At 49.7% G+C, this 25,857-nt stretch carries 20 protein-coding genes and 2 pseudogenes; 14 read left to right on the top strand and 8 right to left on the bottom strand.

Translation table 11 applies throughout. The annotated features are described in order from the left end of the window. The first annotated feature begins 70 nt into the window (after window positions 1-70). Window positions 71-2,125 carry an oligopeptidase B gene (gene ptrB / locus LA337_13590; GenBank protein UBI14226.1) on the top strand — a complete coding sequence of 685 codons (2,055 nt, stop codon included), beginning with the start codon at window positions 71-73 and terminating at the stop codon, window positions 2,123-2,125. A gap of 2 nt (window positions 2,126-2,127) precedes the next feature. Here ptrB and exoX read toward each other — a convergent pair whose 3' ends face one another. From exoX to LA337_13575, 3 genes are all read right to left on the bottom strand, one after another. Then, on the bottom strand, window positions 2,128-2,790 hold the full coding sequence (exoX, locus tag LA337_13585; protein ID UBI14225.1) for an exodeoxyribonuclease X: 663 nt from the start codon (window positions 2,788-2,790) through the stop codon (window positions 2,128-2,130). Between the two features lie 23 nt (window positions 2,791-2,813). Next, on the bottom strand, window positions 2,814-3,470 hold the full coding sequence (locus LA337_13580) for a carbon-nitrogen hydrolase family protein (GenBank protein ID UBI14224.1): 657 nt from the start codon (window positions 3,468-3,470) through the stop codon (window positions 2,814-2,816). Between the two features lie 106 nt (window positions 3,471-3,576). Then, on the bottom strand, window positions 3,577-3,807 hold the full coding sequence (locus tag LA337_13575; GenBank protein ID UBI14223.1) for a DNA polymerase III subunit theta: 231 nt from the start codon (window positions 3,805-3,807) through the stop codon (window positions 3,577-3,579). A 143-nt stretch (window positions 3,808-3,950) separates the two neighbouring features. On the opposite strand from LA337_13575, the gene yobA reads away from it, so the two are divergent. From yobA to pphA, 5 genes are all read left to right on the top strand, one after another. Then, a complete protein-coding gene (yobA, locus tag LA337_13570) occupies window positions 3,951-4,325 on the top strand; it encodes a CopC domain-containing protein YobA (GenBank protein UBI14222.1) in 375 nt (124 codons plus the stop codon). Window positions 4,326-4,328: 3 nt separating this feature from the next. Continuing rightward, window positions 4,329-5,201, top strand: coding sequence for a copper homeostasis membrane protein CopD (copD, locus tag LA337_13565; GenBank protein ID UBI14221.1), 873 nt, complete (start codon window positions 4,329-4,331; stop codon window positions 5,199-5,201). A gap of 20 nt (window positions 5,202-5,221) precedes the next feature. Then, entirely contained in the window at window positions 5,222-5,560 is a 339-nt protein-coding gene (locus LA337_13560) for a YebY family protein (GenBank protein UBI14220.1), read from the top strand. 570 nt (window positions 5,561-6,130) lie between these two features. After that, window positions 6,131-7,387 carry a hypothetical protein gene (locus tag LA337_13555; GenBank protein ID UBI14219.1) on the top strand — a complete coding sequence of 419 codons (1,257 nt, stop codon included), beginning with the start codon at window positions 6,131-6,133 and terminating at the stop codon, window positions 7,385-7,387. A 101-nt stretch (window positions 7,388-7,488) separates the two neighbouring features. Continuing rightward, window positions 7,489-8,130, top strand: a complete 642-nt coding sequence (pphA, locus tag LA337_13550; protein ID UBI14218.1) for a protein-serine/threonine phosphatase — start codon at window positions 7,489-7,491, stop codon at window positions 8,128-8,130. Here the strand turns inward: pphA and LA337_13545 are convergent, their stop codons facing one another. The 5 genes from LA337_13545 to yebS all read right to left on the bottom strand — a co-directional run bounded on the left by LA337_13545 (window position 8,131) and on the right by yebS (window position 14,151). After that, window positions 8,131-8,322: a YebW family protein gene (locus tag LA337_13545; GenBank protein ID UBI14217.1), complete on the bottom strand. Its 192-nt coding sequence runs from the start codon at window positions 8,320-8,322 to the stop codon at window positions 8,131-8,133. A 102-nt stretch (window positions 8,323-8,424) separates the two neighbouring features. Further along, on the bottom strand, window positions 8,425-8,661 hold the full coding sequence (locus tag LA337_13540; protein ID UBI18469.1) for a YebV family protein: 237 nt from the start codon (window positions 8,659-8,661) through the stop codon (window positions 8,425-8,427). A gap of 100 nt (window positions 8,662-8,761) precedes the next feature. Then, a complete protein-coding gene (gene rsmF, locus LA337_13535; GenBank protein UBI14216.1) occupies window positions 8,762-10,183 on the bottom strand; it encodes a 16S rRNA (cytosine(1407)-C(5))-methyltransferase RsmF in 1,422 nt (473 codons plus the stop codon). A gap of 82 nt (window positions 10,184-10,265) precedes the next feature. Next, window positions 10,266-12,899, bottom strand: a complete 2,634-nt coding sequence (locus LA337_13530) for an MlaD family protein (GenBank protein ID UBI14215.1) — start codon at window positions 12,897-12,899, stop codon at window positions 10,266-10,268. After that, a complete protein-coding gene (gene yebS / locus LA337_13525) occupies window positions 12,868-14,151 on the bottom strand; it encodes a membrane integrity lipid transport subunit YebS (GenBank protein ID UBI14214.1) in 1,284 nt (427 codons plus the stop codon). Before yebS ends, LA337_13530 begins: the two co-directional genes overlap by 32 nt. 128 nt (window positions 14,152-14,279) lie before the next feature. Between yebS and LA337_13520 the strand changes: the two genes are divergently transcribed. The 8 genes and pseudogenes from LA337_13520 to LA337_13485 all read left to right on the top strand — a co-directional run bounded on the left by LA337_13520 (window position 14,280) and on the right by LA337_13485 (window position 25,810). Beyond that, window positions 14,280-14,777 (top strand): GAF domain-containing protein, encoded by a 498-nt coding sequence (locus LA337_13520; protein ID UBI14213.1) that lies wholly within the window; start codon window positions 14,280-14,282, stop codon window positions 14,775-14,777. Window positions 14,778-14,873: 96 nt separating this feature from the next. Continuing rightward, a complete protein-coding gene (gene proQ / locus LA337_13515) occupies window positions 14,874-15,560 on the top strand; it encodes an RNA chaperone ProQ (protein ID UBI14212.1) in 687 nt (228 codons plus the stop codon). Between the two features lie 19 nt (window positions 15,561-15,579). Then, window positions 15,580-17,628 carry a carboxy terminal-processing peptidase gene (gene prc / locus LA337_13510; GenBank protein UBI14211.1) on the top strand — a complete coding sequence of 683 codons (2,049 nt, stop codon included), beginning with the start codon at window positions 15,580-15,582 and terminating at the stop codon, window positions 17,626-17,628. A gap of 192 nt (window positions 17,629-17,820) precedes the next feature. After that, window positions 17,821-18,702, top strand: a complete 882-nt coding sequence (htpX, locus tag LA337_13505; protein UBI14210.1) for a protease HtpX — start codon at window positions 17,821-17,823, stop codon at window positions 18,700-18,702. A 332-nt stretch (window positions 18,703-19,034) separates the two neighbouring features. After that, a complete protein-coding gene (locus tag LA337_13500; protein ID UBI14209.1) occupies window positions 19,035-19,616 on the top strand; it encodes a PhoP regulatory network YrbL family protein in 582 nt (193 codons plus the stop codon). A gap of 594 nt (window positions 19,617-20,210) precedes the next feature. After that, a complete protein-coding gene (locus LA337_13495) occupies window positions 20,211-20,741 on the top strand; it encodes a hypothetical protein (GenBank protein ID UBI14208.1) in 531 nt (176 codons plus the stop codon). Window positions 20,742-21,055: 314 nt separating this feature from the next. Continuing rightward, window positions 21,056-21,184 (top strand): annotated as a pseudogene (locus LA337_13490) (ESPR domain-containing protein). 1,716 nt (window positions 21,185-22,900) lie between these two features. Beyond that, a pseudogene (locus LA337_13485) lies at window positions 22,901-25,810 on the top strand (autotransporter outer membrane beta-barrel domain-containing protein). Window positions 25,811-25,857 lie beyond the last annotated feature (47 nt).

Raw genomic sequence — 25,857 nt, 5'->3', positions numbered from 1 at the left:
CGCATGTTTCGCTTGCATCATTGCTGTCTTTTGCCACCCTTATAGGATGATTAAGCAAAAGAACAATGACATGCTACCAAAAGCTTCTCGTATTCCCCACGCCATGACGCAGCATGGCGATACTCGTGTTGATAATTATTACTGGTTGCGAGATGACACCCGCTCGCAGCCGGAAGTACTGGATTATCTGCAACAAGAAAATGCGTATGGCCGCCAGATTATGGCCTCGCAACAGGCCTTGCAGGATCGCATCCTGAAAGAGATTATCGACCGAATCCCGCCCCAGGATGCATCCGCCCCTTATGTGAAGAATGGTTATCGCTACCGGCATATTTATGAACCGGGGTGCGAGTATGCCATTTACCAGCGTCAGTCTGCCTTCAGTGAAGAGTGGGATGGATGGGACACCCTGCTGGATGGTAACCAGCGAGCAGCTCACAGTGAGTTTTATACGCTGGGAGGGCTGGCGATATCGCCGGATAACACTATCATGGCACTGGCCGAAGATTATCTCTCTCGTCGGCAATATGGCGTGCGTTTTCGCAATCTGCAAAGCGGCAACTGGTATCCTGAAGTGCTGGACAACGTTGAAGCAGACCTGGTCTGGGCAAATGACTCGCAGACCTTCTATTACGTGCGCAAACATGCAACCACGCTGCTTCCGTATCAGGTTTGGCGGCATATCGTCGGCTCGCCATCGTCACTGGATGAGCTGGTGTATGAAGAAGCCGATGATATGTTTTATGTCAGCCTGCATAAAACCACCTCGCTTCACTATGTGGTTATTCATATCGCCAGTGCGACCACCAGTGAGGTTTTGCTGCTTGATGCAGAACTGGCGGATGCCGAGCCGTTAGTCTTTTTAGCCCGGCGCAAAGACCACGAATACAGCCTCGATCACTATCAGCATACGTTTTATCTGCGCTCTAACCGTCAGGGTAAAAATTTTGGTTTGTACCGTACCCGTGTGCGAGATGAACAAGCCTGGGAGACGCTGATCCCGCCGCGCGATAGCGTCATGCTGGAGGGTTTTACGCTGTTCACAGACTGGCTGGTGGTGGAGGAGCGCCAGCGAGGCTTAACCAGCCTGCGACAGATTAATCGTAAAACGCGCGAAGTAGTCGGCATCGCTTTTGACGATCCAGCGTATGTGACCTGGCTTGCCTATAATCCAGAGCCGGAGACATCGCGGCTGCGCTATGGCTATTCCTCCATGACCACCCCGGACACGTTGTTTGAACTGGATATGGACACCGGGGAACGTCGCGTACTTAAGCAGACGGAGGTCCCCGGATTTGATGCGGCGAATTACCGCAGCGAACACGTATGGATCACCGCGCGTGATGGCACCGAGGTTCCGGTTTCACTGGTTTATCATCAAAAGTATTTCCTGAAAGGAAAAAATCCGTTACTGGTTTACGGCTATGGTTCGTATGGCGCCAGCATGGACGCCGATTTCAGCAGTAGTCGCTTGAGCCTACTGGATCGCGGCTTTGTCTATGCCATTGCCCATGTGCGTGGCGGTGGTGAGTTAGGACAGCAGTGGTATGAAGACGGTAAGTTTCTGCTCAAGAAAAATACCTTCAATGATTACCTTGACGTCTGCGATGCGCTGCTAAAAATGGGCTACGGTGCGCCTTCACTCTGTTATGGCATGGGGGGGAGTGCCGGAGGAATGTTAATGGGCGTCGCCATTAATGAGCGCCCGGAACTCTTCCATGGCGTCATTGCGCAGGTGCCATTTGTCGATGTGGTAACTACGATGCTGGATGAGTCAATTCCCCTGACGACCGGTGAGTTTGAAGAGTGGGGTAATCCGCAGGACGAAGAGTATTACACCTACATGAAAAGCTACAGCCCGTATGACAATGTTACAGCACAGGATTATCCGCATCTGCTGGTTACGACGGGATTACACGACTCCCAGGTGCAATACTGGGAACCGGCAAAATGGGTGGCAAAACTGCGTGAGCTGAAAACGGACGATCGTCTGCTGTTGCTCTGCACGGATATGGATTCCGGGCACGGCGGTAAATCCGGGCGTTTTAAATCTTACGAAGGCGTGGCCCTGGAATACGCATTTTTGGTAGGACTGGCGCAGGGAACACTGCCTGGACAGGCGTAAACTCAGGCGTTATCCAGATAGTGTTTCAGCGTTAAGCGCAGCTCCGGGCTCATACTGTCGAGGTTATTAAATAACCAGCGCAAGTAGCCCGGATCGCGTTCAGCCACTTCTGATACCGGTTTTCCGCGGTACTTACCAAAAGTGAACGTAGTGAGTAACGCAGGGCGACCGGTAATATCGACCATCTGTTCTGCTGACCAGCCTGACGTCTGCATGATGTCGATCAGCAGTGCCGCAGTGATGTAGCAGTCATACAGGGCGCGGTGATGATGCAGACCTGACGGCGTCTGGACGCTCAGCTTACGTGATTTATACAGCGCCATATTGCTGTATTTGATCCCCGGCCACAAACGACGGGAGAGCTTCATGGTGCAAATCCACTCCCCGGGCATGTCGGGTAACACGCGGCGGTCAAAGCTGGCATTGTGCGCCACGTACCACTCGCTGCCGTAGTATTGCGGGATGACATCTTCAATCCACGGCTTATCGGCTACCATCGCTTCAGTAATACGATGGATAGCCATCGCCTGAGGGCTTATAGGGCGGTCAGGACGCACCAGGTGGCTCATTGGATTGACTATTTTTCCGTCAACCACATCGACAGAAGCAATCTCAACAATGCCTCCCTGCAGACCACAGGTTTCTGTATCTATTATGCGCAACATGCCATGCTCCTGACCCAAAACGATTAGCGTAATGGAATGATATCACCTTGCCAACCCCGTGGCGTGCGTTGACCCGTTAAGAGTAAGGAACCGCTGTCTGCACGAACAATCAATCGACCGCGCTCATCCCATAATGCGCTGCTGCCACGCGCATTAGCCATTAATACCGCAATGGCAAACTTATGCGAGAAACTCTGTAGACGAGATGTGGAGGAGAGCAATTCGGGTTCGCTAACGGACTGACTGCTGGTGAACAGGGAATAAGCCGGGTCGATATCGATACCTTCCGGTTGGCTATCCACAACGCTAATGGCATTTCGCTGTCTGGCGATACAGGCCCCGTGACTCTGATGAAACGTTAAGGGCGAGGTCATCCAGGGAGAGAAAAGTGCGATCCCTTTTACGAACCGATTGTTATGCTCTACCGGCAGTCCCGCAATAATCGTCATGCGATAAGTCGCGGCGGCATGCGCGAGAGGTTCTAACAACGATAAATCGGGTGGGGCTGGGAGCGCGTCATGCTCATCAACACAACCCAATAGCGAAAGGGAGGGGAAAACCAGCAATTCACATTGGCATTGAGCTGCTGCCTGAATGAATTGCAGGTGATGCGCGACATGTTCGGTAACTGAGGTATGAAGAGGTTCGTACTGCGCTGCTGCGATTTTCCAGTGTGACATAATGATTTCCTTTTCATAGTGTCTACAACCATCCTTAAATTATAGATTAAGGATATACTTATACTGTAGCAGGCATCATGTAAGGAATCGTAACGTTATATAAGTTTTATTTAACTTTAGGCTCGTAGGGTAAACGCGAAAGGGAAACGGATGCCAAACGGTGCGCGATGAGTCTTTCCCGAAACCAGTCGCGCAAATGTTCGGGTTGTTCACGTTCAACTACTTCGGCAACAACCGGCATATTGTATCGCTCCTTAAATGCGACACCCGCCGCGGCCAGGTCAACATTGACCTTATCCATTTCAGCTTGTTCAAGTTTGGCCAGATTGATGTTCATGGGCTTCTCCTTTTCTCTGTCTTTCGGCGCGCAAAGTTACTAAGAGTGTGCATTAATGGCAAGACCGAAATGATGATTCTCGACTCGATCATTGTAGAAGGTTATTCTCTATAGATTAGACATAACAAAAAGGAATAGTTGAAATGGCTTCATCTGCATCTATGCTTCGCAACGCTCTCATCGTACTGGCCAGCGTTCTGGTCACGCCTGCCGCCCTGGCTCATGCTCACCTGACGAAACAAAGCCCGGCGGCTAATGCCGAGGTTGCGGCATCTCCTCAGGCGTTGACGCTGAATTTCTCTGAAGGCGTAGAGCCAGGATTCAGCGGTGCAACGTTGACCGGTCCAAACAAAGAACAGATCAAAACGGGCAAAGCGTCGCGCAGTGAGCAGGACAAAACGCAACTGATTGTTCCGCTTGCTCAGACGCTGGAAGCTGGAAAATATACGGTCGACTGGCATGTCGTCTCCGTAGATGGTCATAAAACGAAGGGGCAATATACCTTTAGCGTGAAATAACCGATGCTGGCATTTACCTGGGTTGCACTACGGTTCATCCATTTTACCACTTTGATGCTGGTGTTTGGCTGTGCGCTTTACGGCGCATGGCTGGCTCCCGTTTCGGTTCGTCGTTTAATGATGCGTCGTTTTTTACGTCTGCAACGGCATGCCGCAACGTGGAGTTTTATCAGCGCGACGCTGATGCTGGCGATCCAGGGTGGGCTAATGGGCTCAGGCTGGCGGGATGTTATCTCTACAGATGTATGGGGCGCGGTGTTGCAAACGCAGTTTGGCGGCGTCTGGTTATGGCAGATTATCCTCGCGCTGGTCACGCTGGTGGTGGTTATTATCGTACCGCGTAGCATGCCGCGACGGCTGTTAATGTTGACGATTGCGCAGTTTATTTTGCTGGCTGGCGTCGGGCATGCGACGCTGCACAGTGGCATTACTGGGGCATTCCAGCAGGTTAACCATGCCTTGCATCTGATATGCGCTGCCGCCTGGTTCGGTGGCCTGCTACCCGTACTTTACTGTATGCGAATGGCGCATGGCCGCTGGCGAGAACAGGCCATCAGCACCATGATGCGTTTCTCCCGCTACGGGCATCTTTTCGTTATCGGTGTTTTACTTACCGGTATTATGAATGCGCTGTTTATTGTCGGTTTTTCTGTTCCCTGGCACATGGCTTACGGGCAACTGCTTTTGTTAAAAGGTGCTCTGGTAATGCTAATGGTGGCGATTGCGCTGGTGAATCGGTATGTTCTGGTACCACGCATGCGGCAGGATAACCGCAGTATGACACTCTATTTTATTTGGATGACTAAGCTGGAATGGGGAATTGGGGCCGTTGTGCTGGCGATTGTCAGCCTGTTTGCAACTCTCGAACCTTTCTGATTGATGGACTGGCAAAACGCATGAAAAAAATCATTATCTCGTTAGTACTACTGGCAAGCTCCGGGGCCGCACTGGCTGCGCCACAGGTCATCACCGTCAGCCGTTTTGAGGTTGGTAAAGATAAGTGGGCGTTTAATCGGGAAGAGGTGATGCTGACCTGCCGTCCGGGTAACGCGCTGTATGTCATCAATCCCAGTACGCTGGTGCAATACCCGTTAAATGATGTCGCCAGACAGCAGGTGGAGAGCGGGAAAACCACGGCAAAGCCGATCGAGATTATCCAGATTGATGATCCGGCGAAACCGGGCGAAAAAATGAGCCTGGCGCCGTTTGTGGAGCGTGCAGAAAAGCTCTGCTAATTGTCAGATGTAGCACTCTGATTTCCAATAAAAAACCGCAAGGATCTCTCAGGAGAACTTGCGGTTTTTACGTTTGGGTGCGTGACAATCGTCCTTTTTTTCAGGCCACTTTAGTCGCGGACTGGAAAACCTGGCGCTGTCATCTATTCTTAAATGGCAGGGTAACTTAGCCTGCATTAATGCCAACTTTTAGCGCACGGCTCTCTCCCAAGAGCCATTTCCCTGGACCGAATACAGGAATCGTATTCGGTCTCTTTTTATGTGGATTTTTATTTCAATAACTTAGGACATAATGTCTGAAAGTTTCCGAAATTTTTCCGCATATCACTTTTCGGGATTTCTTCGTTATACCATACTGTTTTTAACATTCACACTTCATTTGCACAGAAAAAAATCAGATCGTGATGCCCGTTTTTCCTGAGATCCGGCTGATGTGCCGGCATTTCAGTTGATGCCTGTTCCTCAGAGGCTTGGACACGCCTCTCTCAATAGCGGTATGATTATCCATCAATTGATGAAGTTCTGGTCCCTGATACATGGACTTAGTTTCTCGATAAAGAGACATAAGAAATGGAAAAATTAAAAGAAAGGCTTGTGATGGAGATTGGTAATGCTGATGATCTCTCTGCATCATTAAAACTATATACCAGTTTCTATCCATTAATTCCTGAGTATAAATTTGTCTTTTCATCGCCTAAAGGGCCATATCCGGGTTTTCAAACTAACAAGAAATTCGAGCATGGGGCGTCTATCCGCTCTTTATTCAATGATGAAAATGTTTTCGTGATGGATCCCCAAACCATAGAGGAAATGTTCAGTGAGAAAGGGCACTCTACATTTAAAATAGACTACTCCATATCCCTTGATAGTCAGGCATTAAGCTATCTCAGACCATATATTAATGGCAAAGTTTCTGGTCTGGATGATGATATTGAAGAAATATTTAAATTTATTTCACATAAGAATACGCAAGTAGACTCAGTATTATATGAACTGGAGAATCTTAAAAATCTGGATGAAAAAGATAATCACCATAAAATATTTGACAAGTTGATGGGATACGAATTTATAAAAGATGTTGATCTCGTTAAGTCTGGAAGCAGTGGAATATTGACCTCAAAGATATCTCAAGGTGAGCTTTTTCTCAATACAGACAGACATTTTAGCTCAATGCTCACCAAAAACAGAAACTCTGAGTTCAGGCGTGCGTTAACAGACAGGCACGATAGCGTATACGCTTATGTTCTTATGATGAGTATCATACAAATAAAATCGCCTGCCAGATCGCTTAAGAATAAACTAATCGATCTCTTAAGTTTTGCTCACACCAAAGCTTGCTTTTTGGCGACAAGAGAATTGATCCTGGCGAGTGAGTTTTTTAAGCGAGGGACTGACTTTAGGTTTTTTAACAAAGTACATAAAAAATCGAAAAATCTGTGGCCGGCATTACGGGGTATGGCCTGGGACTTGACTCACTGTAGGTATTTAGAACAGGCACTCACATTCAATACAGGAAAGGATGAGCGGTATTTTTTTCCTGGAATATTGAGTTGTGACAAAGGCTTTGTTGAGGCGATGGAGCTCACGCCGCTTAAGGCTGTTGCATTTAACACCCAAGGTGGGCCACCGTTACTATTTTATCATGAACATGATGTAATAAAAATTACCGGGAATATCCCTGCGGTTAATGATTTTTATCAGGAGTTGTGTAGTAAACAGAAAAGAGAAGAAAGAGCCTGTGCACGTAATGCACCTGATTATGACCTGCAATTTTTAGTCGCTGAACTGGAAGAAGAACTGGAAGCTGTTGCGATTGTACCTCGTTGACGCGCGGATAGCGTAGGGCCACGACGTCTGGTTCGGTCATTCTGTTTTTTACTGCTAAGGTTTAATTAAGAACAGGGCAATATTTGTGTACAGGAGGTCAAATGGGACTGCCTGACAATGCCTATCAGAGAGTGGAAGCGACGCGCTGGCGTCACGTCTGGGTGGTCGGGGACATCCACGGTTGCTTCTCATTATTGATGGCTAAATTGCGCCACTGTCATTTTGATCCGTGGCAGGACCTGCTGGTTTCAGTGGGAGATGTTATCGATCGCGGGCCTGACAGTTTGCGCTGCCTGAAATTACTGCGTAAAAGCTGGATTGTCGCGGTCAGAGGGAATCATGAACAAATGGGGTTGGATGCGCTGGCAACAGGGGAGCAATCGCTGTGGTATATGAATGGCGGTTCGTGGTTTGCACAGGCGGAGCAGCCAGCGGCAAAATTCGCTCTTGAAGAATGTCAGCAATTACCCTGGATTCTGGAGCTGCGTTGCAGCAATGGCATTCATGTCATTGCCCACGCAGATTACCCTGATGATGATTATCAGTGGCAAAAAGATATCGATTTACAGCGGGTGCTGTGGGATCGCTCAAGGCTAATGAATAAAGGCAACGGCATTCGCGGCGCGGATCACTTTTGGTTTGGTCACACGCCATTGCGCCAACGGTTGGATCACGAGAATCTGCACTATATTGATACCGGAGCGGTATTTGGAGGCGAGTTAACGCTGGTGCAACTGCAATAATCAAAAATCGCTGTACTCCTGGGCCGGACGCCAGAAGCTGTCGATATAGTCATCCGCGGGTAAACATCCGCCGTTACGAATACGCTGATCGTCCATCGATATCAGGCACTGCTGCTCGGTTTTGTAGACATCAACAACGATATCTTCACAACCGCCGCCCAGGTAGCACACAAAAAGAACCAGCGTGAACATTCCATCCTCAAAGGGTAAAGCCATACCTGTAGTGTAGAAGATGTTGATAGATGAGGGAAATTAACCAGGAAATAACCCGTCTGGCGACGGGTTCTTTTTGAATCAGGCAAGGCGCATGATCCAGGCATCTGACTTACGATCGTAGTGCTCGCGAAATAGAACCGAATGTTCTCCGTTAAGAAGGGCCGGGACGCTGGTGTCGGCATCCCAGGCGTCCAGTTGCATACATAAATCCGGATCGGATTTACACGGAATGGTTAACGTTCGATCCCCTGGCGATTCGCCATGTAATTCGGCGTCGTCGATTTCAAAAGCGCCAATGCGCACACTGGTTTTCATCATCGTGCTCTCCGTTTATTTGCTGGTTGTGGTACGACCAGTTAGGGCGTCCATTTTTCAGCGTAGCCAACGTTAGCAAAAGCGCCAGTAAAAACGTGCGTTATCCTGTAAAGAGTTTGCCATCCCGGACAAGATCGCGTGGATAGCTATTCTTTAATCGCGAACCAATACGCTTTGCCAGGCCGAGCGGCTGATGCTGGAACGTAACCAGTACATCATCGGTGGTCGGCGCGGTTTGTGGGTAGATATCCCGGCCACGGTACCACTCTTCGGCTTCGGCAAGGGTCAGTTCAAACGCATGGCTGTGATTTGGGTTGGCAAGAGCAATTACGGCCTCATGCTGCCAGCGGTATCCTTTATTGTGCGTTTCAGCCAGTTTGACACCGAGTCGGGAAAAACGAACTTTGCCAATCAGGGGTTCAATCTCGGTTGGAAACAGCCAAATTTCTTTATCACGCTGCCACAGGCGCAGACTATCTTCCCACTGCAATCCACAGGCGTTAGCAGCCTCAGTGATAAGGGCAGATTCACGTCCTTTTAGCGGAGTGAACGGGAAGTTACCGACTTTGTATTTCGGCGCGGGTAACGCAGGAATGGAGGCCGTTTTGCGCAAACGCGCAACGAAGAAACCTTCACAATCGTAGATCTGCGGGAATACATGCAGGAATCCTTCCGGCGTCAGGGCGCGTTCGGCCTCCGGGAATAAATCGCCCAACGGTAAAAACTCGACGGCATCCGGGTAGGACTCAATCAACCATTGCATGATGTTTTCATTTTCGTCACGATTCAGCGTGCAGGTCGAGTAAACCATCGTGCCACCGGGACGCAGGGCATGAAAGGCGCTGTCGAGCAGTTCGCGCTGGGTCTCGGCGATTTGCAGATTACTTTCTGGCGACCAGTTTTTTAGCGCATCGGGGTCTTTACGCACCACGCCTTCACCGGAACATGGGGCGTCCAGCAAAATGGCATCGAAGGCTTCTGGTAATGCTGCGCCAAATACCCGTCCGTCAAAATGGGTGAGCGCGACATTGGCTATCCCGCAACGGCTGATGTTGGCGTGCAAGACTTTGACACGACTGGCGGAAAACTCATTCGCCAGAATCGTGCCCTGATTATTCATTTTCGCAGCAATTTGTGTGGTTTTGGAGCCGGGGGCAGCCGCAACATCCATTACGCGTTCCGGGGTATTGCCTTCGGCAAACAGCGCGGCGACCGGCAGCATCGAGCTGGCTTCCTGAATATAAAACAGACCGCTCAAATGTTCCGCGGTGCTGCCAAGAGGCACTGACTCCTCATCATCGCGTTCGATCCAGAAGCCTTCTGCACACCAGGGAATTGGAGTGAGTGACCAGTTGTAAGGCGCAGTCAGAGTGAGGAAGTCAACAACGGAGATTTTCAGCGTATTGACGCGGATACTGCGGCGCAGCGGGCGCTGGCAGGCAGCGAGAAAATCATCGAATGAGAGCGTGGAAGGCATTGCTTCACGCATTTGCGTCAGAAAGGCGTCGGGAAAATAAGCCACTTGGTACCACCGGCAAAAAAACAGGTGCGCAGTGTAGCATAACTGCTCCGGCGTACGTACTCGCGCCGGAGCAGTGGATACATTAACGTGGCAGGGCGGTGCCCCATTCACGCCACTCTTTTGGTTCGCTTTCGAGTAGCAGGAAGTGTTTACCGGCCTGCGCTTTCGGGGCCAGTGGCGTACCCGGCGGCGTAGCGAAGGCGATACCACCGCGGATGAACTGATTGAAGGTACCGGTCTTCACAACGCCGCCAGTCAAACCAAAGTCGAGATTGTATCCGGATGCCAGCCAGAACACGGAGTTGTTGCGCACCAGATGCTGATAGCGCTGGCTAATGCGCATGGCAACCATCACGCGGTCAGAAAGCGAGCCCAGCGTCAACCCGGTGACGGTACCCACTTCAATGCCTCTGAACAGGACTGGCGTACCGATATTCAGCGAACCTGCTTCCGGCGCTTCCACCACAATGCTCAAACCATCGAGGTAACGAGAGTCGGTGATAGTGGCTTCCTGCAGCTCAAAATCACGGCGCGGGTTACCGCGTCCTGGTTCAACGTTAATATACGGCTGTAAGATCGTATCCAGATGCTCTACGCCTGCCGCCGAAATTTGCGGTGTGATCACGGAGAAACGGGTACCGCTTCGGGCAAAGTTTTGCACGTATTCCGGATACAGAACCGCTTTTGCCTGAACTTCGTTACGGGCGGTGATCAGCTCAAGCGTCTGGATCTGGCCGATATCGATTCCCAGGTAGCGAATTGGCATGCCGGCAGCGAGTTTACCAGCGTCGAACGCGTGCAGGGTAATCTGGCCGCCCACTGCGCGCGCGGCGGTTTCGGAAGCATACAGAATACGCTTGTCGCCTTTGCGTTGGCTGGCGCTGGCGCCGCTCAGGTTATCGAAGCTAATCGCGCCCTTAAGCGCCCGCGAAAGGGGAGATGCCTGTACGGTCAAACCGCTGCCGTTAAGCTGAACCTTTGCCCCGCCTTCGGCCCAGAATACGCTGTTGCTGGTCAACAGATTGCGATATTCCGGTTTGATATGCAGATCGATATCAAATGCATCGGCGCGTGGACGAACGCTGATCACTTCACCGACTTCGAATTTGCGATAGAGCACCACCGAACCAGCCTGCACATCAGGTAACGTTTCGGCGCTCAGGCTGACCGTGGTGGTCGGCAGATCGCTCAGGCTGTTTTCAATCGCTTTTTCCAGGTTAGCATACAGCGGGTAGCTTTTTTTCATTTCACCTTTGGTACCGGGTAAAATGCGAATGCCGCCGCTGAGCCACTCACTGGCGCTGGCGCCAAGGAATTCAACGCCATCAAGCCCTACTTTGACATCCACACGGCTGTTGACCACGAACTTACTGTCACCTTGCACCAGGGCACGATGCTGTGGTTCAACGGCAACGGTAAATGAGACGCCTTTGCTGGAAAGCGTGCGCTCAATCACCTGACCGACCTGTACGCCGTGGAGAATCAGCGGCTGGCCAGCATCAATACCGTAACTCTCCGGCGCGGTCAGCGTAAACGTCATGACGCCCGGATCGTGCAATAAAGACTTCTCAGCGGGGATCACGGCAAACTGGCTACGCGGCTCTCCCTCGCCGGGTACCAGCTCGAAAGTTTTCCCCGTCAGTAGCGAACTGATATTTGCATCGCTTAACGACAATTTAGGGCTGTGTAATTCAATCCGCGTGTTGTCACGCAGCAGCGTTACGACACTGGGATCAACCGTCATTTCGCCGGTGACTTTACCGCCTGGATTTAAATCCAGTTTGGTCAGTTGACCGACTTCTAATCCTTGATACATCAGCGACGTTGAACCAGCCTTGAGTCCGTCGCCGCTGGGTAAATCAAGTTTGACGATCACCCCGCGCTGGCTATGCGCGAGATCCTGATATAAACCAAACGTGTCATCGGCCACCGCGGGTTTTGAGTCTTCAGGCGAATCAAAAGCAATGGCTCCATTGACCAGCGCCGCCAGACTCTCGAGCTTGATCTTCGCTCCGCTGAGGCTGACATCGGCATTTACGCCGGACACGTTCCAGAAACGGCTGCCTTTTTTCACCAGATTAGTAAAGCGACGTTCGATCAGCACGTCGATGGTTACGCCCTGATGATTTGGGTTGATGGTGTAGTCATACACCCGACCCACCGGAATCTTACGGAAATAAACCAGCGAACCGCTATTGAGCGATCCGAGGTCAGGGGCCCGCAGATGCAGCATCAAATCGCCATTATCCAGGCGATATTTAGGTTGCGTATCGAGGGCGACGAAATGATCTTCCGGCTCGCCGGTTCCGGGCATCATGCCGATATAGTTGCCGCCAACCAACGCATCCAGACCAGAAACCCCGGCCAGTGACGCTTTTGGCGTGACCAGCCAGAACTGGGTATCTTTGCGCAGAGCATCTTTCATGGTCGATTTGATGCTGACGCGGACTTCAATTTTGCGCAGATCTTTGCTGAGGTTGATATCCTGCACCGTGCCCACTTCAACGCCCTGATAACGAACGGGAGTACGGCCCGGAACAATGCCGTCCGCAGACATAAAGTCAATGGTTACGGTATTACCGCGATCTTCATAGCTTCCCCAGATAAGCCATCCTGCAATCATCAGCGCGATGAACGGCAGCAGCCAGAACGGAGAAATACGGCGTTTAGTTTTAATCTGCGCTTCAGTCTGCGAAGCGGGCGTTTCCTGACTCATGTGCATCCCAAAGTAAGCGGCTGTCCAGCCATTCCACAGCAAGAATAGTCAATATTACCGCTGCGCCGAAATAAAACGCAGCCGGTCCCATAGTAAAAGCAAGTATCTGATCGCGATTAATCAGCGACATGGTTAAAGCGATAACAAACAGATCCAGCATCGACCAGCGACCAATCCAGGTCACTATACGCAGCAGTTTGATGCGGGTACGCAATCCTTGCTCACATTTAAAATGGATGCTGATGAGCAACGTAAACATCACAATCACTTTGGTGAATGGCACCAGAATACTGGCGATAAAAACGATCGCCGCCACGCCGATGTTGCTGTTCGCCAGTGACATTATGCCTGACAGGATCGTATCTTCCTGTCGGCCGCCGTTGACATAAATTACCGAGATGGGCAGCAGATTAGCAGGCAAAAGCAGGACTACTGAGGCCAGCAGAGCAGCCCAACACTTTTGGATACTTTGATTTCTGCGCCAGCGCAATGGGATATGGCAGCGAGGGCAGCGACCGCGGGCGTCCGGATAACCTGTAAAATGGCAGCCGAGGCAGACGCGGAGCTTTTCATCGGGCCGACGAGCCGGTCTTTGCGGGTAGAAACGGTCCCAAAGCTGCTCAACGTTAAGATGCGACAGCGTCAAAATGCTCAGGATCACCAGCGCAATAAAAGCAAACAGCCCCACACCAGGTTGCAAAAAAGCATAGTCCTGAACTTTGATTGATGCGACGCCAATACCAACCAGATAGATATCAAGCATCACCCATTCTTTGAGTCTTTCCAGCATCAGCAGCACCGGGCGCAGGTTCATGCCAAGAATATTGCCGAACCATAGATAAGCGATTGAGGTAACCAGAATGATTGGTGCCCCGGCAACGCAAAACAGTACGAAAGATGCGGTGAGTGGGTCACCTTGTCGGGTCATTTGCCAGATACCTTGCAGCACATTGGCGTCAATGCGCACACCTAATAAATAGATGTGCAGGAGTGGTTCTCCCCAGGCAAAGGGCATCAGCAGCAGCATGGTGAAAGCCATTGCCGCCAGCCGTGTTAATGACCAGTCGCGTCCGTCACGAATTTTTGCCTGACAGCGTGGGCAAAATGCACTTTGGTGCGAACGCATTTTAGGCAAGCTAAAGATCAGGTCACATTCAGGGCAGCGATGGTAATGCGCACGAGGAATTGCATCACCAATGGACCTGATGGCTATTTTTTTAGTCGGCGTGATGCGTGGTGTCGTTAAGGCCATGTATCGCGAATCAAATTGTTGAAGTAATGTTATCTTAACTCATGACGGGAATGATCTTGAGCATTAACGCATTTAATGTTTATTTTAGTAGGCTGCAGTTTTAGGTAAGACAACCAAGTGATTAAATAATGAACAAAATAGAGCTATACACGGATCTAAACCGTGATTTTCAGGCATTAATGGCAGGTGAAACCAGTTTTCTGGCAACGCTGGCGAATACCAGCGCGTTGTTGTACGAGCGTCTTGCAGAAGTAAACTGGGCCGGTTTTTATCTACTCGAAAACGATACGCTGGTGCTTGGACCCTTCCAGGGAAAAATCGCCTGTGTGCGGATCCCGGTAGGGCGCGGGGTGTGTGGTACCGCAGTAGCGCAGAACCAGGTGCAGCGCATTGAGGACGTTCATGCTTTTGACGGGCACATCGCATGCGATGCCGCCAGCAATGCAGAAATCGTTCTGCCAATCACCGTCGAAAATCAGATGATCGGCGTGCTTGATATCGATAGCACGGCGTTTGGCCGCTTCAGTGAAGAGGATGAACAGGGGCTGCGAACGCTGGTGGCAGCGCTTGAAACCGTGCTTGCAACGACGGATTACAAAAAATTCTTTGCGCGCGTCGCAGGATAATCAACGGATAACGTAGCAATTACTGATGACGTCATTATAATGTCGCCTGTTCATGCCTGCGCTTGTTGGCTACGTCCGTTGTAATCAGGAAATTTCATGGAAAATCAACCTAAGTTGAATAGCAGTAAAGAAGTCATTGCGTTTCTGGCCGAACGCTTCCCGCAGTGTTTTAGTGCGGAAGGCGAAGCGCGCCCACTGAAAATTGGCATTTTTCAGGATCTGGTAGAGCGTGTTGAGGGCGAAATGAACCTCAGCAAGACGCAGCTCCGCTCTGCCTTACGTCTCTATACTTCAAGCTGGCGCTATCTGTATGGCGTAAAATTGGGCGCAACGCGTGTCGATCTTGACGGCAACCCTTGTGGTGAGCTGGATGAGCAGCACGTTGAACATGCCCGCAAACAGCTCGAAGAAGCTAAAGCCCGCGTTCAGGCGCAACGTGCAGAGCAACAGGCGAAAAAACGCGAAGCGGCCGCTGCTGCCGGTGAAAAAGAAGACGCACCGCGTCGTGAGCGTAAGCCGCGTCCTGCTCCGCGTCGTAAAGAAGGCGCTGAGCGTAAACCTCGCGCTGAAAAACCAGCAGCAAAAGCACCGCGTGCTCCTCGTGAAGAACAGCATACCCCGGTATCTGATATTTCAGTACTGACGGTAGGGCAATCTCTGAAGGTGAAAGCAGGTAATAATGCGATGGATGCCACCGTATTAGAAATCACCAAAGATGGCGTCCGTGTACAGCTGAATTCGGGTATGTCTTTGATTGTACGCGCAGAACACCTGGTGTTCTGAAACGGAGGCCAGGCCTGGCATGAACACTTTTTTTAGGCTTACTGCGTTAGCTGGTCTGCTTGCATTAGCAGGCCAGGCACTTGCTGTAGAAGATATCACGCGTGCCGATCAAATCCCCGTATTAAAGGAAGAAACCCAGCATGCGACGGTAAGCGAACGTGTGACATCGCGTTTTACGCGTTCACACTATCGCCAGTTCGACCTGGATCAGGCGTTTTCGGCAAAAATTTTTGACCGCTATTTGAATCTGCTCGACTACAGCCACAACGTGCTGCTGGCGAGCGATATCGAACAGTATGCAAAAAAGAAAACGGTCCTCGGCGATGAACTGCGTACCGGTAAACTGGATGTCTTTTACGATCTCTATAATCTGGCGCAAAAACGTCGATTTGAGCGTTATCAGTACGCATTAAGCGTACTGGCTCGTCCAATGGATTTCACCGGTACCGACACCTTTAACCTCGACCGGAGCAAAGCCCCATGGCCGAAAAGCGAAGCAGAGCTTAACGCGCTGTGGGACGGCAAGGTTAAATTTGACGAACTCAGCCTGAAGCTGACCGGTAAAACCGATGCGGAAATTCGTGAAACGCTGACGCGTCGCTACAAGTTTGCGATTCGCCGTCTGGCGCAGACCAATAGCGAAGATGTGTTCTCTCTGGCGATGACGGCTTTCGCCCGTGAAATCGACCCGCATACTAACTATCTGTCTCCACGCAATACCGAACAGTTCAATACTGAAATGAGCCTGTCTCTGGAAGGTATTGGCGCGGTTTTGCAAATGGATGATGACTATACCGTCATTAACTCCATGGTAGCGGGTGGCCCGGCAGCCAAGAGCAAAGCGATAAGCGTTGGCGACCGTATTGTCGGCGTGGGCCAGACCGGAAAAGGTATGGTTGACGTGATTGGCTGGCGTCTTGATGACGTCGTGGCGCTGATCAAAGGACCTAAGGGCAGCAAAGTTCGCCTTGAAATCCTGCCCGCTGGTAAAGGTACCAAGACGCGCACCGTAACGTTAACGCGTGAACGTATTCGCCTCGAAGACCGCGCCGTGAAAATGTCCGTGAAAACCGTTGGCAAAGAAAAAGTTGGCGTACTGGATATCCCTGGCTTCTATGTTGGCCTGACGGATGATGTCAAAGTTCAGTTGCAGAAGCTGGAAAAACAGAACGTCAGCAGCATCATTATCGATCTGCGCACCAACGGCGGTGGCGCGCTAACCGAAGCCGTTTCACTTTCCGGTCTGTTCATTCCTTCTGGCCCGGTGGTTCAGGTTCGTGACAATAACGGTAAAGTGCGTGAGGACAGCGATACCGACGGCGTTGTGTACTACAAAGGCCCGCTGGTGGTGTTAGTCGATCGCTTCAGTGCTTCGGCATCAGAGATTTTTGCCGCGGCAATGCAGGATTATGGTCGTGCGCTAATCGTTGGTGAACCAACCTTCGGGAAAGGCACCGTACAGCAGTATCGCTCCCTGAACCGTATTTACGATCAGATGCTGCGTCCGGAATGGCCGGCGCTCGGTTCTGTTCAGTATACGATCCAGAAATTCTACCGTGTAAACGGTGGCAGTACGCAGCGTAAAGGCGTTACGCCGGACATCATCATGCCGACAGGCAATGAAGAAACTGAAACCGGTGAGAAGTTTGAAGACAACGCGCTGCCGTGGGATAGCATTGATGCTGCGACCTACACCAAATCAGATAACCTGACGCCGTTTGGGCCTGAATTGCTGAAAGAGCACAATGCGCGTATTGCCAACGATCCTGAGTTCCAGTACATCATGAAGGACATTGCGCGTTTCAATGCGCTGAAGGATAAACGCAACATCGCATCTCTCAATTACGCTCAGCGTGAGAAAGAGAATAACGAAGATGACGCAATGCGTCTGGCGCGTATCAACGATCGGTTTAAGCGCGAAGGCAAACCGCTGCTGAAGAAACTGGACGATCTGCCGAAGGATTACCAGGAACCCGATCCGTACCTGGATGAAACGGTAAAAATTGCGCTCGACCTGGCGCATCTTGAAAAAGAAAAGCCAGCGGAACAGCCCGCAACCGGTAAATAACCTTAAACAGGCACAAGAAATTGTGCCTGTTTTTTTAACAAACGCATGAAGACGTCAGTCTGATACGATAAAATGTAAAGTTGTGTCTTTCTGGTGACTTAGCACCTATGGATGCTTGAAAATAGCCATAAGACCCATACGATATGGGTAATCGCATAGTGCGTTTTGTTAAATTGAGGTTAAAAGAAAATTATGATGCGAATCGCGCTCTTCCTGCTGACGAACCTGGCTGTGATGGTCGTTTTCGGGCTGGTATTGAGCCTGACAGGGATTCAGTCAAGCAGCGTTCAAGGCTTGTTGATCATGGCACTGCTGTTTGGTTTTGGTGGTTCCTTCATTTCGCTGCTGATGTCCAAGTGGATGGCGTTAAAGTCCGTTGGTGGGGAAGTAATCGAACAGCCCCGCAATGAAAGGGAACGCTGGCTGATGAATACGGTAGCGAATCAGGCTCGTCAGGCCGGGATCGCCATGCCACAGGTCGCAATCTACCATGCGCCAGATATTAACGCGTTTGCTACCGGTGCGCGCCGGGATGCTTCGCTGGTGGCTGTGAGTACTGGCCTGTTGCAAAACATGAGCCCGGATGAAGCCGAAGCCGTCATCGCGCACGAGATCAGCCACATTGCCAATGGCGATATGGTTACCATGACGCTCATTCAAGGGGTGGTGAACACCTTCGTTATCTTTATCTCACGTATTCTGGCGCAAATTGCCGCTGGCTTTATGGGCGGAAACCGCGATGAAGGTGAGAGCAGTAACGGCAACCCGTTGATTTACTTTGCAGTGGCGACGGTGCTGGAGCTGGTATTTGGTATTCTGGCGAGCATTATTACCATGTGGTTCTCACGTCACCGTGAATTCCATGCGGATGCCGGTTCAGCAAAACTGGTGGGGCGTGAGAAAATGATCGCCGCGCTGCAGCGTCTGAAAACCAGCTATGAGCCGCAGGAAGCGACCAGCATGATGGCGTTCTGCATCAACGGTAAATCCAAATCACTGAGTGAGCTGTTTATGACTCACCCTCCGTTGGATAAACGTATTGAAGCGCTGCGCAGCGGTGAATACCTGAAATAACTGGCAGCAAGCTAAAAGTAAAGAGCGCGTCGACAGACGCGCTTTTTTTTATCTATATTATTTGACGGGGAGTTCAAAACAGATTTACCCGTCTCCCTGGTTGCCAGAAGATTCATTTACTTCAGTTCGTGTGCAGTACCATCAGATAGCAAATGGATTCGGCGTAATGAAGATGTGATAGCGGCAATTAGAAAAATGAACTGGGTGAATACACATCTCGTTTAACTACCATTGAAATACATGGATACATAATAGTTTTAACTGGCAGAACTCACTGACGCAGGTTAGTTGAGGCGAATTCATTTTCCTTAGGGTAAGAGTCAAAAACTATTATGAAACAAGAGCTTGTATTGACAGATGAAGACTTGCTGGCAAGAGGTAACGACCGATACGTCTTTCAGCATCCTCAGGATAGCAAGCTGCTGATCAAAATCGTTATTTCAGATATAGCTAACTATAAAAGCAAATTACGTGAAGTCTTCCGCGATCTCAAAGAGTGCAAGCCTAACCATCAAACTGACTCGCTTTATATGCAAAAGATCGAAGGTCTTGTTGAAACAAACAAAGGAGTAGGGCAGATCACTGTGAAGGAGTGCGATGAACATGGCAATATTGCGCAAACTCTTTATCAGCTCGCCGTGAAAAAAGAACTCGATGACAGTAAATTACAGAAGCTGAATGCTTTTTTAGCATGGTTTGTCAGCACCAGAGTCATTATTAACTCTCTGCATTGTAAAAACATTGTTTACGCCTGGGACAGCGAGCGTCAGGAGTATCGCTTCAAAGTCATTGACGGGTTTGGTGACAAAACGTTTTTTCAACTCAGTAAGCTTTCACAGTCAGTTCGCGATAAGAATAAAATCAAATGTCTCAAGCGGATGCTTAACGATTTGAATGGCCTTCAACAAGCTTAACCACACTGGTTAGAAATAGTCTAATCATAATTGTTTGTTGCTGGATATCCAATACAACGAGCTGATTAATAGAGGTTTATACTCAGACGTTCGTTGTATATCAACTTCTTGAAACATATTCTTAATTGCCCGGCTTATGTGCTCATGTTTGCAGCTTAAGTATAGATTGCTGGCAGTTTCATTATCGGCTTAACCCGATATCAGTATCCTCGTAGACCCAGTGAACTTTCTTATCAACCCTCCCGTTATCTATTTTTCATTCCTGTCTTCGATATAGCAAATATCTCTTCCTTTGAAGCAATATTTACTATTTTCCCAATAGTTCGGTCAGGATCTGATCTTAACAACACAGTATGATCTACTGAAACGATGGTGGATTTTTTGTATTTTATATTTTACAGACTGTGCTGCCAGATATCTTTATGGCCAAAACATCTATAAATTAATTTTTTATTAGTATAAATAACTGACATTGTGCATGCCGATTATAATGAAGGTGTCATTTTAAAAGTAAATACATTACAAGATTTCTCATCTACAGTATCGATTCCTGAACGGAAATTCAGGAATTAGAAAACGACAGGAGTTATTGGTTTGCTGCAACAAAAATATATTGTTTTTACTCAGGATACTTACCTTCGTTGTTCTATAGACGCTTTGATGCAAGCGAGTTTTACAGAGAAAATATTGTGTTTCTGCGATGTAGATTCATTTCCTACACTGGATGCGCTTTATCGTGCAATTGAATCAGTCTGTACAGATACTAGAATAATTACTATCTCACGGGGATTATGGCTCTCCCGGTTACTTGGAACACTAGTAGATTTGGAAATGACAGATGATTTCTACAAGTGGCGTTTATGTATCTTCAGGGGACAAAAAAATCACTCCCGTAAGGTAATCGATAAAATACTAAGCATCAGACAACTTAAGACATTAACCCGACGAGAGATATATGTTATTCATTTATTACTGGCTGCAAATAGCGTCAGCGAAGCTGCTAAATTAGCAAGAATTGACGTTAAGTTTTTCCAGGCGATAACAATCGCTATTGCGCGAAAATATAATTTACGTAATTCTAACGAACTGCACTTTTTTGTTCGTAAATTTATGCTGTGGAGTTAGCGTGGTAACAGCTATGTGGAATTTATCTATACAAATCATTAACACCGCCTTGTCTTAGCATTAAACTGAATTGGTGTTAATGACTGTTTTTGTCATATAAGTAAGATAAAGTATCTATAATACGTCAAACTATCGATATAAATGGATGTTTTTGTGAGCCGGGAATAGTATCCGTCCCGTACAGGTGCTCAATGTTTCTGCGGAAAAGACCAGAAAAGAGAGGCTATCTGTTGAGTGTCGTTATATTCATTGCTGTACCGCCATGATAATTAGCCAAAATATAAAGGCTTCGTGGTCTTATTCGGAAGGTGATTATGAACAAGATTTATCGTGTTATATGGAATTCGGCTCAAAATTTATGGGTTGTGGTTTCGGAGTTTGGTAAAGGTAAAACGAAAAGTAAAAGCACTACCCAGTTCTCCCCGAAATCCACCAGTATGCTGTTTAATCTTAAAGCTGTTAGCACGGTTGTTACATTAATACTATCAGGGAACGTTAATGCGTTAGAAATCAATGGATATACTGAATTCAATTCATCAGATAGTATAAATGATGGTTTGCAATGGAACACAACCTCTACTGTGCAGGTAAATAACGGTGCGGATGTTATTATTACAGGTGGCAATCCAACAATAAATATGGCGCCACCTGCCAATGAAAATACATCTATATGGATCAATGGCGGCAGTTTAACAGCGGAAAATAGCGGTGCACTATTAATGGGAAATAATAGTATGCTGCAAATTGGTGGTTCCCAATTAGGAGGGTTGACATCGGAGCAATCCGGGGGGACTGCCGGTGTTATCTCTGCTGGTGATATTAAAACGAATACTGGCGCGACAGATGCGACCATCTGGATGTTTGGTTCAGCGAATGCAATGGCTAGGTTAACTGCAGAAAGCATTAGTCTTACTGCAGATCATAATAGCATATGGCTGGCAAATCCCAGTTCTTCAGAGCAGGGTGCCGAAATTAATGTTACGGGTGACATGACCGTAAAAAACACCAGTGGCGGCACGTTCATGATGGTGGGCAATTCCCAGCTTAACGTGGGCGGCGATCTGTCTCTTGATACTACGAACGGTAGTTTTTTAGCGACTAACAATTCAACTTCGAATGGTATCAACGTTGGTGGCGATCTTACTTTCAGTAATAACGTTGAAATCAATAACATTGATGCTGTTAGTACTGCTGCAGGCATTTATTCAACGGTGGTAAATGTTGGTGGAGATATAAATGTTGTTGGTAAAAACGTAGGGGGTACGGGTCTTCAGATATTGAATGCAACAGGAACGGGCATAACGACGAATGGTGATTTCAATATATCGTCAGCAGTCGCTGACAACGTGACAAAAGTGATCCTGGGGCACGCTTCAAAAGTGACTGCTGAGAATGATATCACATTAAACAGTGTATCCGGCGGCGCTACCCAGCTTTATATTGGTGATGCTAAGTATGGTGCCCCTACCTCTATTGCTGCCAAGAGCATAGCAATGAGTGGCGATGGCCAGAATACGGTTATTTTCAATAACATCAATCAGGCTCAACCTGGTACTGAAGGCTATTTATTCAATATTGCGATTAATGGCGATGGCGCGGTGGAGCAACAATCAGGACATACTACTCTGGCTGCTGTGTCAAATTACACTGGTGGGACGGTAATTAGCGGTGGTTTACTTTCCATTGCGGATAGTAAAGCACTGGGAAGTGGTGTGGTATCTGTTAATACGGCTCCAAACACTAATACTGGACTGGATATTGCTTATGCTGATGGCAGTGCATTCAATAACATATTATCAGGTAGCGGTAATTCAACCGTATCTGGTAATGCCCAGATAACCGGTACTAACCAAAACTATGCGGGTAACTGGAACGTAGCGGGCACTGCTTCAACGGATACCGCGGTGTCCTCTACGCAGAATAATTTCGGTACCGGTGATGTAAATATCAGCAGTGGCGGACGCTTGCTCGCGACAACAAACAATGGGTTCAGCTTTGATAATAAGTTAACCGGAGCCGGATATCTTGTTGCTGATAATAATGGTAATGCGTTTAACTTTAGCAATACCACGGGTTCTGAATTCGCAGGGAATGTGATTCTCAATAATAATCTGTTCGCATTAGAGGCAGACAATACGTCTGCGTTAACGAATGCCACGCTTACCGTGGGTACTGGCAACGCTACATCGGTTGGAACTGGAACACAAAACATTGGTGGTCTGGCCTTTAATGGCGGGACATTAATTTTTGGTGCTGTTTCTCCTGGCGATACGCTTAGCGATCGTTTCATTCAGACGGAAAACGATCTGAATTTAACCGGTAGCGGGCAAATTCAAATTAGTACTGGTGGCGATTTTGAGAACACGCCGCAGCATCCTGACACAACTTTACCTTTGCTCCAGCAGGATGAAGGTGACGTCCTGGTTAAATTGGCTGATAGCTACGGCACGGTTACAGGTAGTGCTGGGAATCTTAGCCTGGTCGATCAGAATGGTAATGTGGTTTCTAATGCCCAGACATCTCACATTACTCAGAATGGTGAGACCGTGGCAAATGGTGTTTACGATTATCGTCTGACAAGTGGTGAAAATGGCGATGGACTTTACATCAATTATGGTCTGACCCAACTCGAATTACTTGCGCAAGGGAATAATGCCCTAACCCTCAATGCCGAAGGGAATACCGGTAATGCCGCAGATCTCAGCGCCCGCGTGACCGGCACTGGCGATCTGGCGTTTGACAGCGCCAGAGGGCAGACGGTATCGCTGTCGAATATGGATAACGATTACACCGGTATCACCGATGTACGCAGCGGCAACCTGCTGATGAAAAACGATAATGTTCTGGGACAGACCAGCGAACTGCATCTGGCCGCTGATACCGGTTTTGACATGAATGGTCACAGCCAGACTGTCGGTAAGCTGACGGCGGCAGCTGACTCACTGCTGAACATCAATGGCGGTAACCTGACCCTGCAGCAGGGTGGCACAGCTGATGGAATATTGACCGGAAGCGGCGCGCTGAACATCAATGGCGACACGCTGACCATCACCGGTGAAAACAGCACGCTGACGGCAAAAACGACCATTGCAGAAGGCGCGCGCGTGCTCATGAACACGACGCTGGGCCTTGGCACCGGCGATATTGTGGCGGCGGGGACGCTGACGATGAGCAAGGCCGCAGGCGCGCTTTACAACAGCATCAGCGATGCCGGACGGGTTGAACTCAGCGAAAGCGATGTCGCGCTGGTGGGCAACAACAGCGCCTTTACGGGGCAATTTGCTGTGGATGCGGATTCCCGGCTCACCGCGTTCACAGCAGAAAATCTGGGCAGCGCAGAGGTGAGCAACGGCGGTTCACTGGTGCTGAACAGTAATACCGACTGGCAGCTTAATAACGAGGTTTATGGTAGCGGCGATGTGACCAAGCTGGGAGCCGGCTCCATTACCGTCGGCAATAACGCCGCCTGGACGGGCAAAACGGAGATTGAGCAGGGCGGCCTGGTACTGGGGGACGGCACATCTCCGGTCACGCTGGCCAGTAGCGAAGTCAACATTGCGGCTGCGGGGATGCTCTCGGGCACGGGGGGCGTTGCAGGTCATGTGAATAACGCCGGTGTGCTGCAGGTGGGAACCGGGACCGGCGACAACCTCCTGTTCACGGTGGGGGGCGACCTGGTTAACAGCGGTACCCTCGCAACCGGTGTGAGTGGTCAGCAGGCCGGTAACCAGCTGGTGGTCAATGGCAATTATACGGGGAATGGTGGCCATCTTTCCCTGAACACCGTGCTGGGGGATGACAATTCCGTTACGGATAAGCTGGTGGTGAAAGGCGATACCAGTGGCACCACCTCCGTCAGCGTCACCAACGCCGGTGGGAAAGGGGCCGCCACGATTGATGGGATCGAAGTTATTCATGTTGATGGCGCATCGGACGGTGAGTTCACCCAGGCTGGCCGTATTGTGGCAGGGGCATATGACTACAGCCTTGGGCGCGGTCAGGATGAGAACAGCGGCAACTGGTATCTGACCAGCGGCAAAACCAATCCGGATCCCGAACCAAATCCGGATCCGGATCCCGATAAAGATCTGCGCCCGGAAGGCGGCAGCTACACGGCTAACCTGGCGGCAGCCAACAACATGTTCGTCACCCGTTTGTACGATCGCCTGGGCGAAACGCAGTATACCGATGCCCTGACCGGCGAGCAGAAAGTCACCAGTATGTGGATGCGCCACGTTGGCGGGCACAACAACTGGCGTGACGGCAGCGGCCAGCTGAAAACCCAGAGCAACCGTTATGTATTGCAGCTGGGAGGTGACATTGCGCAATGGAGCCAGAACGGACTTGACCGCTGGCACCTGGGCGTGATGGCGGGATACGGGAACGACCACAGTAACACCCGGTCATCACGCACGGGTTATCGTTCCCGGGGTTCAGTCAATGGCTACAGTACCGGCGTGTATGCCACATGGTATGCCAATGACGCGTCGCATAACGGCGCCTGGCTGGACAGCTGGGCTCAGTACAGCTGGTTTGATAACAATGTTAAAGGCGATGACCTGCAGGGCGAGTCATATAAATCGAAAGGGGTGACCGCCTCGCTGGAAATGGGATATGCCCAGAAAATGGGCGAATTTGCCGGCAGTCATGGCACGCTGAATGAATGGTACATCCAGCCTCAGGCGCAGGCGGTCTGGATGGGCGTGAAGGCGGACGATCATCAGGAAAGCAACGGCACCCGTATCACCAGCAACGGTAACGGCAATGTACAGACCCGGCTGGGCCTGAAAACCTGGATTAAGAGCCATCATCAGATGGATAACGGTAAAGAGCGTGAATTCCAGCCGTTTGCCGAACTGAACTGGCTGCACAATTCACGTGATTTCAGTACGACCATGGACGGCGTGAATGTTCGTCAGGACGGGGCGAAAAATATCGCCGAAGTAAAAGTGGGTGTGGAAGGACAGGTGAGTCCGCGTCTTAATCTGTGGGGCAACATCGGGGTCCAGGCTGGCGACAAAGGCTATAACGACAGCGCTGCGATGGTCGGTGTGAAATGGAACTTCTAAGCTGATTCTGCCGGGCAAGTTCAGCCAGACTGGCGTATGTCAGTCTG

Origin of the sequence: Citrobacter europaeus (assembly GCA_020099315.1) — a bacterium.
GTDB classification, from domain to species: Bacteria; Pseudomonadota; Gammaproteobacteria; order Enterobacterales; family Enterobacteriaceae; genus Citrobacter; species Citrobacter europaeus.
The sequence above is the reverse complement of the archived record's forward strand: the minus strand, read 5'-3'. Positions and strand labels throughout refer to the sequence as shown.

Coding starts and splice junctions, on each gene's coding strand:
- ptrB (UBI14226.1), top strand. CDS start 71: ATGCTACCAAAAGCTTCTCGTATTCCCCACGCCATGACGCAGCATGGC.
- exoX (UBI14225.1), bottom strand. CDS start 2,790: ATGTTGCGCATAATAGATACAGAAACCTGTGGTCTGCAGGGAGGCATT.
- LA337_13580 (UBI14224.1), bottom strand. CDS start 3,470: ATGTCACACTGGAAAATCGCAGCAGCGCAGTACGAACCTCTTCATACC.
- LA337_13575 (UBI14223.1), bottom strand. CDS start 3,807: ATGAACATCAATCTGGCCAAACTTGAACAAGCTGAAATGGATAAGGTC.
- yobA (UBI14222.1), top strand. CDS start 3,951: ATGGCTTCATCTGCATCTATGCTTCGCAACGCTCTCATCGTACTGGCC.
- copD (UBI14221.1), top strand. CDS start 4,329: ATGCTGGCATTTACCTGGGTTGCACTACGGTTCATCCATTTTACCACT.
- LA337_13560 (UBI14220.1), top strand. CDS start 5,222: ATGAAAAAAATCATTATCTCGTTAGTACTACTGGCAAGCTCCGGGGCC.
- LA337_13555 (UBI14219.1), top strand. CDS start 6,131: ATGGAAAAATTAAAAGAAAGGCTTGTGATGGAGATTGGTAATGCTGAT.
- pphA (UBI14218.1), top strand. CDS start 7,489: ATGGGACTGCCTGACAATGCCTATCAGAGAGTGGAAGCGACGCGCTGG.
- LA337_13545 (UBI14217.1), bottom strand. CDS start 8,322: ATGTTCACGCTGGTTCTTTTTGTGTGCTACCTGGGCGGCGGTTGTGAA.
- LA337_13540 (UBI18469.1), bottom strand. CDS start 8,661: ATGAAAACCAGTGTGCGCATTGGCGCTTTTGAAATCGACGACGCCGAA.
- LA337_13530 (UBI14215.1), bottom strand. CDS start 12,899: ATGAGTCAGGAAACGCCCGCTTCGCAGACTGAAGCGCAGATTAAAACT.
- yebS (UBI14214.1), bottom strand. CDS start 14,151: ATGGCCTTAACGACACCACGCATCACGCCGACTAAAAAAATAGCCATC.
- LA337_13520 (UBI14213.1), top strand. CDS start 14,280: ATGAACAAAATAGAGCTATACACGGATCTAAACCGTGATTTTCAGGCA.
- proQ (UBI14212.1), top strand. CDS start 14,874: ATGGAAAATCAACCTAAGTTGAATAGCAGTAAAGAAGTCATTGCGTTT.
- prc (UBI14211.1), top strand. CDS start 15,580: ATGAACACTTTTTTTAGGCTTACTGCGTTAGCTGGTCTGCTTGCATTA.
- htpX (UBI14210.1), top strand. CDS start 17,821: ATGATGCGAATCGCGCTCTTCCTGCTGACGAACCTGGCTGTGATGGTC.
- LA337_13500 (UBI14209.1), top strand. CDS start 19,035: ATGAAACAAGAGCTTGTATTGACAGATGAAGACTTGCTGGCAAGAGGT.